Genomic DNA, 11,810 nt, shown 5'->3' with positions numbered 1-11,810 from the left:
CAAGTTAGGTATTTGGTGGAGGTGGCGGGAGTTGAACCCGCGTCCGCCAACACTACGCTCGAGAATACTACATGCTTAGATATCGTCTATTGTTTTAACACTTTAAGACCCGACGAACAGGGTTCAAAGTGCGATCCTCTAAGTTTGGTATAAAGCCCCGAGGCTTGGCTCTATACGGACTTGTGTGCGTTCGCTTCGGTCGGGTTCACTGACCACAAGTATTCAGTGAAGCGGACAAGCGGCCCTTAGGCAGCTAGAGCGTAAGTTTCGTCGTTTGCGACTATTTAAATGCAAATTTGATTTACGAGAGAAAATGCGCTCTCGGCATGCATCTATGAGTTTCATCATCAGCGTCGAAGCCAATAACACCCCCAGACTACAGCGCCATCATAGCATAAAAGTTGAAAATTACGAGATCATTTCACAACTATTCACCGCAAGATATGCGCTTAATAACATAATTGCGCTAATATTTTAAATTTCAAGTCAGATAACAGTATAAATTATGACTTATTTACTCGCCCTGGATCAGGGCACGACCTCAAGTCGCGCGATTATTTTTAATGAACATGGACAGGTTCAGGCCAGCGCGCAACGCGAAACCCAAATCAACACCCCGCAATCCGGCTGGGTGGAACAAGATGCCCAGGAAATCTGGAGCAGCCAGATGGCCGTGGTGCAACAGGCACTGGCATCCGCACGGATTCTGGCCAAAGATATTCATGCCATTGGCCTCACTAACCAGCGGGAAACCACCATCGTCTGGGACAAACGCAATGGCCAGCCCTTGGCTCCGGCCATCATCTGGCAAGACCGGCGCGCAGCCGACTGGTGTAATCAGCTGCTGCAACAGGGACTGCAACAAAAAATACAGCAGACCACCGGATTACTAATTGACCCTTATTTTAGTGCCGGCAAGCTGGTCTGGTTGCTTAAGCATATTCCCGGTCTGGCCGAACTGGCAGCGCAGGGGCATGTTGCCTTTGGTACCGTCGATAGCTGGCTAATCTGGAACCTGACCCAAGGCGCCGAGCATGTAATTGAAGTCAGCAATGCCTCACGCACCATGCTCATGAATTTACAAACCCAAAGCTGGGATGAAGAACTGCTACAACTTTTTCAGATTCCCGCTTCGGTCTTACCGAAAATTATCAGTTCCGATCATTATGTGGCCGATACCGCAGCCGGCTTACTCGGCGCCCGAATTCCAATCAGCGGCATTCTGGGCGATCAGCAATCAGCCCTGTTCGGCCAATCCTGTTTTGAGCCGGGCATGGCCAAAAACACCTATGGCACCGGCTGCTTTATGCTGTTTAATACCGGTTCGACACTGCAATACAGCCAGAACAAACTGCTCAGTACCCTGGCCTGGCAATGTCAGAATCAGACCCATTATGCGCTTGAAGGCAGTGTGTTTATGGCCGGTGCGATTGTGCAATGGCTACGCGATGGTTTGGGCATCATTCAACAGAGTGCCGAGGTCGAACAGCTGGCCAGTCAGGTCAGCGCTACCGATGGCGTGGTGCTGGTGCCGGCCTTTACCGGTCTAGGTGCGCCGCACTGGGACAGTAATGCGCGTGCCCTGCTCTGCGGTATGTCGCGTGGCACTCATAAAGCCCATATCGCCCGGGCAGCACTTGAAGCAATTGCCTTTCAGGTGGCCGATGTTCTCAGCGCGATGCAGTCAGATATTCAGCAACCGCTCAAAGAATTACGGGTCGATGGCGGCGCCAGCTGTAATGATATGCTAATGCAGTTTCAGGCCGATCTGCTCAATGTGCCAGTGTTAAGGCCGCAAATGCGAGAATCCACCGCCTGGGGCGCAGCGGCAATGGCCGGGCTTAAATCCGGGGTGTTTAACAGCTTAAGTGATATTGCCGATAACTGGCAGCTGGAACGCGCATTTGAACCCGGTATGGGAGAAGATCAGCGTCAGGCACATTTGCAAAAATGGCAACAGGCGCTAAAACGTGCCCGTTCCGATCTTTAAACGGCACACGCCCCGCGAAATCGCTCAAGCTTGATTTTTACGCTATTCACCGCGACTGATCCAAATAAAAAACAGGCCCGATTGAGCCTGTTTTTTTATCTGCCAATCAATCCATTTGGATTAATAAGCATAAGACGCAATTGCGGTGGCAATGGCTTTATGTTCATCATTGACCAGAGTCATGCGCATGGTACAGCCTTTACGGCCCAAACGCAGGGTTTCAGCACGGGCCGTAAAATATTTGCCTCGCCCCGGCGCCAGATAATCCACCCGCATATCCACCGTGGCCAATCGGGTCACTTTCTTGATGGTATCAGGCAACTGCTCCGGCTCGGTGCGCTTATACAGCTCGCCCATCGCCACAATCCCGCCCACACTGTCCAGAATTGTCGCAGCCACCCCACCATGTAAAATCTGGAAAGCCACATTGCCAATCAGCTGCGGCTGCATCTCGATATAGGCTTCAATCTGCTGATCCACCACGCGCATCTGCATACCGTTATGCTTAAAAAATGGTGAACTGTTAAAGGCCTGACACAATTGCTGTAAGACGACATCAATATCTACTTTCGAACCCAAATGAATGCCTCCGGTCCACTTTTTTGCCATATCGCTCATAAATTGGCCAATTACCTTAAATTGAGAAAAAACGCATGTATTTTGCCCCACAATCCTGTTTATGGGTCTACAATATTGCCTAGTTTAATACTGATCAGTGAGATTGTTATGACTTATACGTTCAATCGTCCCGCATTTCCTGCCACTCGTATGCGTCGTATCCGTAAAAATGACCAGCTACGTGCCATGGTGCGAGAAACCCAGCTCACGGTTGATCATCTCATTTATCCAGTATTTGTTTTACCCGGTCAGAACCAGACCCAAGATATTCCAAGCATGCCCAACATTCAGCGCCTGTCGGCCGATCTGCTGCTGAAAAAAGCCGAACGCCTGCTGGAACTGGGTGTGTCTAAACTGGCGCTGTTTCCGGTCACCCCACAAGAAGATAAAAGCCTGACCGCCGAAGCTGCCTGGCGCGAAGATGGCCTGGTACAAAGCACGGTCCGTTTACTGAAAAAAGAACTCCCGGAGATGGTGCTGATTACCGACGGCGCCCTCGATCCGTACACCACTCATGGTCAGGACGGCATTATTGATGACAGCGGTTATGTGCTGAATGATGAAACCGTAGCAGCCTTAATCAAGCAATGCTTAAGCCATGCCGAAGCCGGTGCCGATGTGGTGGCACCAAGTGACATGATGGATGGCCGTATTGGTGCTATCCGTCAGGCACTGGAAGCACAAGGTCATATCTATACCAACATCATGGCTTACTCGGCCAAATATGCTTCCAGCTTTTATGGCCCGTTCCGGGATGCCGTCGGCTCGGCCAGCAATTTAAAAGGCGGCAATAAATACAATTACCAGATGGATATTGGCAACCGTGCAGAAGCGCTGCATGAAATCGCGCTGGATATTCAGGAAGGCGCCGACATGGTGATTGTCAAACCGGGTATGCCGTATCTGGATATTGTCCGTGAAGTCAAAGATACCTTTGCTGTGCCGACTTTTGTCTATCAGGTCAGTGGCGAATACGCGATGCTGGCTGCTGCCATTCAAAATGGCTGGTTATCCGACAGCGTGATCATTGAATCGCTGATGAGCTGCCGCCGTGCCGGTGCCGATGGCATTTGGACCTACTTTGCAGAAGAAGCCGCACTCAAACTCAAAGACATGAAATAAGGATATTGCCACTGCAATGAAGCACATTGCCATGATTGGCGCCGGCATTAGTGGACTGATGTCAGCGCTGGAGCTATTGGAACAGGGCTGCTCGGTCAGTATTTTTGATCAGCAGCAATCCGGACAGGCGGCCTCCTGGGCCGGTGGTGGTATTCTCTCTCCAATGTATCCGTGGCGTTATCCGGCAGCGGTGAATGTGCTGGCGCAATCGGCCAAGACTGAATATCTGCGCTGGAATGCTAAACTTCAGCCTGACACCGGTATTGATTTTCAGATCCATGAAACCGGCATGCTGATTTTTGATGAAAGCGATTTTGACATTGGCCTGAATTTCGCCGAGCAATTTCAGCAACCCATGCAGCAGGCAAAGCATCTGCACAGCGCCGAACTGCATCAGCTGAATCCGCATATTTCCGCACAGTTCCAGCAGGCCATCTATTTCCCGCAGCTGGCCAATGTGCGTAATCCGCGTTTATTACAGTCAATTCTGTGCTATTTAAAGCAGCATCCACGGGTGCAGCTGTTTGAACACTGCCCGATTGAACGCCTAGAACTGCACGGTCAGCAAGTATGCGCCATTGTTGATCAGACCGGACAGCGTTATCAGGCCGATGACTATGTCTTGACCACCGGCGCCTGGTCAGCGCGCTGGGCCGAGCAGCTTGATGTACAGATTCCGGTACGTCCGGTACATGGACAGATGGTGCTATTCAAAACTCCTGAAAACTGGCTGCCCACCATGTGCATGAATCAAGTCATGTATCTGATTCCGCGTCAGGACGGCCATATTGTCTGTGGTTCCAGTATGGCAGAACAGGGCTTTGATACCCGTTTGAATGCCGATACCACGGCCAATATTCTGGAGGCCAGCTATGCCATGGTGCCAGCCTTAAAAGACCTGCCTATTATCAAGCAATGGGCCGGTTTACGCCCGGGCTCACCAGACGGCGGTATTCCCTATATTGGCTTGATGCCAGCGTTTGACAATCTATGGGCCAATTTTGGCCATTTCCGCAATGGCTTATGTATGGCACCAGCCTCTGCGCGTTTGCTGCGTCAACTGCTATTGGGCCAGACCCCAGATGTATCTCCGGAGGCTTATAGTCCGGCCCGTTTACAGCATGCTGCACTGGCCAGTTAAGATTGGAACAATTCCCCTACCCGAGATGAGGCGAAGGGAAAATACGTCAGATGATTTAGCCCTGATGCTATGAACCAAACATTTTCGCCGCCATCCGCTGCGCCTGTTTGCCATAAAACCAGTACGTCAGCAGATACAGCGGAATGGCAATTAATAACCACATAATCACCACCACGCTTAAAAATTGCGGCTGCTGTAAATACAGCAGAAAATCCTGCCAGATGGTTGGGCTCTGACGGGAAAAAATCCAGATGCCGAGTAATAAAAAGGCCAGATTATAGCCCCAGAAAATCAGGCTAAAACCCAAGGTCAGCTTTTTACGCTCGGCCTGAGACGGTGCGCGCTGCTGCTGTTTTAAAAATTTAAACAGCACCCAGATCATGGCAACCAAGTAAGGCACTGCGGTTAAAATGCCGCCCACACCTGCCGGTAACAATGCAGCCAGTACCCCGCAGATACAGGTAAAGATCAGACAGAAAAATAAAAACCAGAGAAAATAACGTGTTAGAGAAATCATTAAACTGTCTACCTGAGCCATAAGCAACTAGTATAAAAAAAATTAATTTTTTTTGCATGATCCTGTCAACCGTTGTGCCCGAACAGGCGTTATATAGGGCACAAGCTTCATCTCCGGCGAATTTGTAACGGCATCCACAAATTTTTCGGGAAGCTTTGCTAAAGCAATAAGCGAATGTGAATCAAGTTTTTGTATAGCAGCCAAATGCTTTGTTCATCGCACTTTTTATTTGGCCGACGATTTATCATCACTCGAATCGTCGGCTTTTATTTGTCTGGCCTTTGCTGGTGAGCAGCATTCATCTTCAGAACAATAAAGATTAAACCTTAGCGTTTTATACCGGTACAGAATTTTAAATTTCGCCCTCAGCTATAGTATGCTTGCCTAAAGCAAAACAGGTTGATGACATGGCAGTGCATTTTTTTCATACGTCAGATTGGCATTTGGGGCAATTTTTCCATAACCACGATCGTGAATATGAACATGCACAGTTTTTAGACTGGTTATTAGAACAAATCCAGGAAAAACAGCCGAATGCCCTGTTTATTGCCGGGGATATTTTTGATGTGATTAACCCGGCCTCCAGCGCGCAGCGCCAGCTGTACCAGTTTCTGGCCGATGCTCATGCCATTGCACCGCACATGCAGACCCTGATGATTGCCGGCAACCATGACTCCGGCTACCGCATTGAACAGGTGGAACCGTTGCTGGCCAAGTTTAAGGCCAAGGCGGTTGGGGTGATTCAGCGCAATGCCGACAACCAGCTGGATCTCGACCGTTTACTGGTACCAATTTATGATGCCGAAAATACGATTATTGCCTGGTGTCTGACCCTGCCGTTTTTACGCACTGCGGAAATTACCGGACTGAATGAGCAGACCCAGAACGCCCAGAATGCGATTGCCTATTTACATCAGCAGTTGATTGCCGAAGCCAAACGCCGTAAAACGGAAGATCAGGCACTAATCCTGATGTCACATGCGCATATGCAAGGTGGCGAAACCTCAGATTCAGAACGGCCGATCATTATTGGTCATGAAGAAGCACTTTCCACTGCCCTATTTGATGATGTGATTGACTATGTCGCGCTGGGGCATCTGCATAAACCGCAAAAAGTCCAGCATCCACATATCCGCTATAGCGGCTCTCCAATTCCGCTGTCTTTTAGTGAAATCCAGTACAAGCATCAGGTGCTCGAGGTCAAGATTGACCCGCAGGCTGCGCCCGAACAGCGCCTGCAACTGGGCTCACTGCTGATTCCGCGCAGTGTACAGCTGCACCGTATTCGCGGCAGTCTGGATGAAGTGTTTCAGCAACTGAAAGCCCTCCCGCAAGGTACGGTGGAACGCATCTGCCAGCGTGATTATCTGGAAATTGAATACAGCACCGATGTACCACCACCGGTCGATTTACGCCAGCAGATTGAACAGACCTTACCGGAACAGCGCTATCGCCTGTTACGCATTTGCCGGGTCTATAGCCCGCAGGAAGATCAGACCGCAGATCAGTCCAAAATTGATCTGGCACCGCCCACACCAGACAGCTTATTCAAACAGCTATGGAGCAAAATGGGCTATCAGCCGGATGCCTCGGTCGAGCGAGATTTTATGCAGCTGCTGATTGAAGCGCAGCACAGCCTTGAACAAGAACAGCCATAAGGATCAGACATGAAAATTTTACGTTTAAGTCTGAACAACCTGGCTTCTATTGCCGGCACGCAAGACATCAACTTTGAAAGCGCACCTTTGGCACATGCCGGCCTAATTGCGATTACCGGAAAAACCGGGGCCGGTAAATCGACCCTGCTCGATGCCATGTGTCTGGCGCTGTATGACCAGATTCCGCGTTTAAACGGCGCCGCCGGGGCGCTTAAAGATGCCAGCGGTCAGGGCATCTCGATTAAAGATTCTAAAAATATTCTGCGCCGCGGCTGTACCCAAGGCTTTGCCGAACTGGAATTTATTGCGCTGGATCAAAAGCGTTATCTGGCGCGCTGGGAAGTGCGCCGCGCCCGTAACAAGGTCGATGGCAATTTAAAAGTCGAACGCGCGATTACTGCTGTGGAAGATCAGCGCGTGCTGACCCAGAAAATTTCGGAATGCACCCCGACCGTTGAAAAGCTGATTGGGCTGAGTTTTGAGCAGTTTACCCGCGCCGTCTTGCTGGCCCAGTCTGAAGTCGGTGCCTTTTTAAAGGCTAAAGATCAGGACCGCGCCGACTTGCTGGAATATCTGACCAATTCCCATATTTTCAGTCTGGTCAGTCAGAAAGCCTTTGAAAAAATCCGCCAGATTCGTGGCGAAAAAGAACAGTTACAACAGCTGATGGGGCATATTGATCTGCTCAGTGATGAACAGCTGCAAACCCTGCAACAGCAGCATGCCCAGAGCAAACTGAGTCTGCATGAGAAACTGCAAAGCGAAAAGCTGCTGCTGAATGATTTAAGCTGGTACAAGCAGCAACATCGTCTGCACAGTGAAATTCAGGCCAAAAAAGAATTTTATCTGGTGCAGGTCGATGCCAACCAGAAAATGCAGCCGCAGCGTGACCTGCTGGCGCAGCTGGACCAGTTTCAGGAAATCCGTGAACAGTATCTGCAGCAGCGCCAGCAACAGTTGCAACAGCAACAACTAGCGCAGCAACTTGAGCAATTCCAGCCGGAATTTCAACACTGTGAACAGCAGCATCAGCAGGCACAGCAGCAGCTGGAACAATTGCAGCACAGCGCGCAACAACAGCAGAAAGAACAGCTACAGTTACAACCCGTGTTAGAACAGGCACTACAGCTGGATGGCCAGATTGAGCATCTGATTCAGCGCTATAAAGAAGCCGATGCCCAGCTGAAACAGATTCAACATGAAAAAATTACACCACTAACCACCCAGCAGCACGGCCAGCAACAGCACTTACAGCAGTTGCATACGCAATTAGAACATCTGGAACAGCAATCGGCCCAGCATGCCTTTCTGGCAGTATTTGATCGTGAGCCACACAGTATTCTGCAACGCTTGCAGCAATTCCAGAAACTGCAACAACAGCTACAGCAGCAGGCGCCGGTACATGCACACAGTTCACTGGCTCAACTGCAACAGCAGCTAGATGATGTAAAACAGCAACAGGCCGATGCGCTCCAGCAGGCCGGCTCACTGGCTGAACTGGAACAGCAAGCCACAGAACTGGAACAGCAGCAGGTACAGCACCAGCAACACAGCCAACAGCTGGAACAAGCCCTGTTCCTGTTACAACACATGCTGAACGAGCAGCAGGAACAGCAGCAATTACAGCAGCACATGACCCAGCTTCAGGCCGAGCTGAGCAGCTTGCAACAGGCGCAAACTGAAGCACAGCAGCACTACCGGAATGCCCAGACGGCACGTGAACAGCTGGAACAGATTTTTGCCCAGCAGCGTTTATTGCAGGCACAAAGTGTGCAGGAGTTGCGTCAGCAGCTGCAAGCAGAACAGCCGTGTATGGTCTGCGGTAGCACTGAGCATCCATTTGTCAGTCATCAGGATTTGCTGGAATCTGCACTGCAGTCGGTGCAGGACACCCAGTTACAACAGGCCCAGCAGCAGGAACAGCAGTGCCAGCAGCAGCTCCAGCAATTACAATTGCAACATTCCAAACAGCAAACCCTGCTGGAACAGAAACAGCTACGCTCTAGCCAGTTTCAAGACAGTGTGCAACAGAAACTGCAGCAGGTTCAAAAGCTCAGCCCAAGCACACAGCTGGATGATACAGCACACGATCTGACCGCCTTGCAGACCACACTGCAACACAAGCTAAATCAGCAGCAACAGCAGTTACAGCAGCTAAAAACTCGCCAGCAACAGCTGAAAAGCCAGACCCAGCAGCTGCAACATTTGCAGCAACAGATTCAGTCCCTGCAGTTACTCTGTCAGCAATTCCAGCAGCTGGAACAACTGATTGAACCGGTTACCCAGGCACTGGAACCGGCCCAGCAAGCGCAATGGGCGAACCAGGCCGAGATGTGTCAGACTCTTATTGCCCTGCTGAGCAGCCGGACTCAATACCTGCAACAGCGCGAGCAATGCCTGCAACAGCAGCAGGAATTACAGCGCCAGATCAAAGACGGCGAACAGCAACTACAGTTCTATCAGCAGCAACAGCAACAGCTGAGCAATGACCTTACCCATGCACAAACTCAAGGCAGCCAGTTGCGCCAGCAGGTACGTGATCTCAGCCAGCAACATGCTGGACAGGTGCTGGATACCGGCAAAGCCTGGCAGCAGCTGTTACGAGAGCAGCAGCAACAACTCCAGCAGCAGGTAGAACAGCAACACCTGCACTGCCGTCAGCTGGAACAGCAATTCCAGCAGGCGCAGCTGAAACAGCAAGACCTGCATACACGCCAGCAGCAGCTTCTGGAAAGTGTACAGCAGCTACAGCACAACATTCAGCAGTGGCAAAGCCAGCATCCACAGTTCACTGCCGAGAAGATTGAGCAGTGTCTGGGTATTGATCTGGCCAGCTGGCAGGCCATGCGTCAGGCCATCCAGCAACAGCAGCAAGCCATGCTCAGTGCACAAAGTGCGCTGGATGTATTGCAGGAGCAATTCCAGCAGCATCAGGCCCAGCAACCAACTGCCAGCTATGATGAGGTGACCACCCAACTGGAACAGCTGGAACAAGAAAAAAACAGCTTGCAGGAGCAGTTTAACCAGCTGGAAACCCAGTTACGCATGCAGCAACAGGCGCAGGCACAACTGTCCAAATTCCAGAGCCAGATTGAAAAAATTCAGGCTGAAGAATATCGCTGGGGCCGGATTGCCGATTTAATTGGCAGCAAGGAAGGCACCAAATTCCAGAAAATTGCCCAGGAACATCATCTGGATATTCTGGTGGAACATGCCAACCAGCAACTGCAGCCACTGGCGCCGCGTTATCAGCTACAACGTATTCCCAACAGTCTGGGCCTCGCGATTCTGGATCATGACATGAATGGCGAAATCCGGCCGGTACTGTCTTTATCGGGGGGTGAAACCTTCCTGGTATCACTGGCGCTGGCACTGGCCATTGCCAATATGGCCTCCGGCTCCATGAAACTGGAATCGCTGTTTATTGATGAAGGCTTTGGGACGCTCGATCCGGCCTCGCTACATATGGTCATGAATGCGCTCGACCGGCTGCAAAGCCAGGGCCGTAAAGTGGTGCTGATTTCCCATATTCAGGAAATTCACGAACGGATTCCGGTCCAAATTCAGGTCAAACCAATTGGTGCTGGGGCCAGTACCCTGCAGATCGTAGGCTAGACCATGTTCTGGCACTATCGTCCGCTCTCGCCGCAGCTCAGCCTGCAGCTGGAAAGCCTGCGCGGATGGAGTGCCATTCTGGTGCTGTTCAGCCACTGTTTTCAGGCCTTTATTGGCCCGCTGGATCAGACCTTGTATTCGGGTGTGCGTCTGCTCGGACAAGCCGCAGTGATGATGTTCTTTGTTCTAAGCGGCTATCTGATTGGACATTCCATCCGTCACAATATCCATCGCCATCGACAGTTTTCAGGCTTGGCCTATAGCCGGCAACGCTGCCAGCGTATTCTGGGACCATTTTTATTTGCCATGTTGCTGACCTTGTTATTGTATGCACTGGCGCCCTATTTCTTTGCATCCGGCTCCCATAACATTGAGGCGAGCCAAAGCTTTATGATCCGGCACAGCTATGACATTAGTGCAGCCGATTTTCTCGGTTCACTGTTTTTCGTCAATGGTTTTGTAACGCCGACCGTATCGGCCAATGCTGCCCTCTGGAGCCTGAGTTATGAAGTCTGGTTTTATGTTCTGGCCGGTTGTCTGGTGACATTCAGACCTGGGAGCATCCTGCTGTTTTTAACCCTGCTGCTTGGCTTAAGCCTGCTCAATATCCAGTTCCTGATTTATTTTCTGGTCTGGTTGTTGGCTTTTGCTTTTGCTTTTGCCAGTCCGGCATGGAGCAAACAGATTCCAGCCGCCCAACTGCACTATTTTAAATCCGGTTTTCTGCTCTTGGCGGTGCTGATTGCCCTGTTTGATGCCTACCAGTTTCACTCCATTTATCTGGCGCAGTACTATACTGGCGAAAATTTCAGGCTGTTTAACCTGTGTATCGGGATTGCAGCGGCCTGCTGGCTGCTACAACTGGCGCGTGGTGAACGGCAGATTCAGGTGATCTGGCCGGCTTCCGCGCAGTTTTCCTATACCCTGTATATCACCCATTTCCCGTTGCTGATTTTTATCCTGGGCTGTTTTCCGTTTACGCTGCAGCACGGTTTAGGAGTAGCTCTGCTCAGCCTGATTATCACAATGGCGGTGCTGATTGGTTTTGCCTGGCTGGTGGCGCAAAAACTGGAGCCACCACGCCGGATTGAACGGCACTTATCCTAAGCAGGCTGTGACACCAAAGAACAATCTGAATATTGTAATGCA

Annotated in this window: 8 protein-coding genes and 1 other RNA gene; 6 read left to right on the top strand and 3 right to left on the bottom strand. The window is 50.8% G+C overall.

Annotated elements, in window-relative coordinates:
- Positions 1 to 13: 13 nt before the first annotated feature.
- Positions 14 to 373: a transfer-messenger RNA gene (gene ssrA / locus FTU69_RS00185) on the bottom strand.
- 132 nt (positions 374 to 505) lie between these two features.
- On the opposite strand from ssrA, the gene glpK reads away from it, so the two are divergent.
- The gene (gene glpK / locus FTU69_RS00180) at positions 506 to 1,990 is read left to right on the top strand and encodes a glycerol kinase GlpK (RefSeq protein WP_180103299.1); all 1,485 of its coding nucleotides are present in this window, start codon (positions 506 to 508) and stop codon (positions 1,988 to 1,990) included.
- Positions 1,991 to 2,110: 120 nt separating this feature from the next.
- Here glpK and FTU69_RS00175 read toward each other — a convergent pair whose 3' ends face one another.
- Positions 2,111 to 2,608, bottom strand: a complete 498-nt coding sequence (locus tag FTU69_RS00175) for a thioesterase family protein (RefSeq protein WP_034597877.1) — start codon at positions 2,606 to 2,608, stop codon at positions 2,111 to 2,113.
- Between the two features lie 108 nt (positions 2,609 to 2,716).
- Here FTU69_RS00175 and hemB point away from each other — a divergent pair, with 108 nt between their 5' ends.
- Positions 2,717 to 3,730, top strand: coding sequence for a porphobilinogen synthase (hemB, locus tag FTU69_RS00170; RefSeq protein ID WP_005179750.1), 1,014 nt, complete (start codon positions 2,717 to 2,719; stop codon positions 3,728 to 3,730).
- A gap of 16 nt (positions 3,731 to 3,746) precedes the next feature.
- Positions 3,747 to 4,871, top strand: a complete 1,125-nt coding sequence (gene thiO / locus FTU69_RS00165; protein ID WP_180103298.1) for a glycine oxidase ThiO — start codon at positions 3,747 to 3,749, stop codon at positions 4,869 to 4,871.
- Positions 4,872 to 4,938: 67 nt separating this feature from the next.
- On the opposite strand, the gene FTU69_RS00160 is transcribed toward thiO, so the two are convergent.
- Positions 4,939 to 5,388, bottom strand: a complete 450-nt coding sequence (locus FTU69_RS00160; RefSeq protein WP_168408715.1) for an ABZJ_00895 family protein — start codon at positions 5,386 to 5,388, stop codon at positions 4,939 to 4,941.
- A gap of 407 nt (positions 5,389 to 5,795) precedes the next feature.
- Between FTU69_RS00160 and FTU69_RS00155 the strand changes: the two genes are divergently transcribed.
- The 3 genes from FTU69_RS00155 to FTU69_RS00145 are packed head-to-tail and all read left to right on the top strand — an operon-like array spanning position 5,796 to position 11,768.
- Positions 5,796 to 7,046, top strand: coding sequence for an exonuclease SbcCD subunit D C-terminal domain-containing protein (locus FTU69_RS00155; RefSeq protein WP_075175173.1), 1,251 nt, complete (start codon positions 5,796 to 5,798; stop codon positions 7,044 to 7,046).
- Between the two features lie 9 nt (positions 7,047 to 7,055).
- The gene (locus tag FTU69_RS00150; protein WP_180103297.1) at positions 7,056 to 10,661 is read left to right on the top strand and encodes an AAA family ATPase; all 3,606 of its coding nucleotides are present in this window, start codon (positions 7,056 to 7,058) and stop codon (positions 10,659 to 10,661) included.
- Between the two features lie 3 nt (positions 10,662 to 10,664).
- Positions 10,665 to 11,768 (top strand): acyltransferase, encoded by a 1,104-nt coding sequence (locus tag FTU69_RS00145; protein WP_163145487.1) that lies wholly within the window; start codon positions 10,665 to 10,667, stop codon positions 11,766 to 11,768.
- The last annotated feature ends 42 nt before the right edge of the window (positions 11,769 to 11,810 follow it).

Origin of the sequence: Acinetobacter sp. YH12134 (genome assembly GCF_013418555.1) — a bacterium.
GTDB classification, from domain to species: Bacteria; Pseudomonadota; Gammaproteobacteria; order Pseudomonadales; family Moraxellaceae; genus Acinetobacter; species Acinetobacter indicus.
Note: the sequence above shows the minus strand (reverse complement) of the source record. Positions and strands in the feature narration are given on the sequence as shown.

Excerpts from the sequence above, each read along its gene's own strand:
- glpK (WP_180103299.1), top strand. The coding sequence starts at position 506 with ATGACTTATTTACTCGCCCTGGATCAGGGCACGACCTCAAGTCGCGCG.
- FTU69_RS00150 (WP_180103297.1), top strand. The coding sequence starts at position 7,056 with ATGAAAATTTTACGTTTAAGTCTGAACAACCTGGCTTCTATTGCCGGC.
- hemB (WP_005179750.1), top strand. The coding sequence starts at position 2,717 with ATGACTTATACGTTCAATCGTCCCGCATTTCCTGCCACTCGTATGCGT.
- FTU69_RS00145 (WP_163145487.1), top strand. The coding sequence starts at position 10,665 with ATGTTCTGGCACTATCGTCCGCTCTCGCCGCAGCTCAGCCTGCAGCTG.
- FTU69_RS00155 (WP_075175173.1), top strand. The coding sequence starts at position 5,796 with ATGGCAGTGCATTTTTTTCATACGTCAGATTGGCATTTGGGGCAATTT.
- FTU69_RS00175 (WP_034597877.1), bottom strand. The coding sequence starts at position 2,608 with ATGAGCGATATGGCAAAAAAGTGGACCGGAGGCATTCATTTGGGTTCG.
- thiO (WP_180103298.1), top strand. The coding sequence starts at position 3,747 with ATGAAGCACATTGCCATGATTGGCGCCGGCATTAGTGGACTGATGTCA.
- FTU69_RS00160 (WP_168408715.1), bottom strand. The coding sequence starts at position 5,388 with ATGATTTCTCTAACACGTTATTTTCTCTGGTTTTTATTTTTCTGTCTG.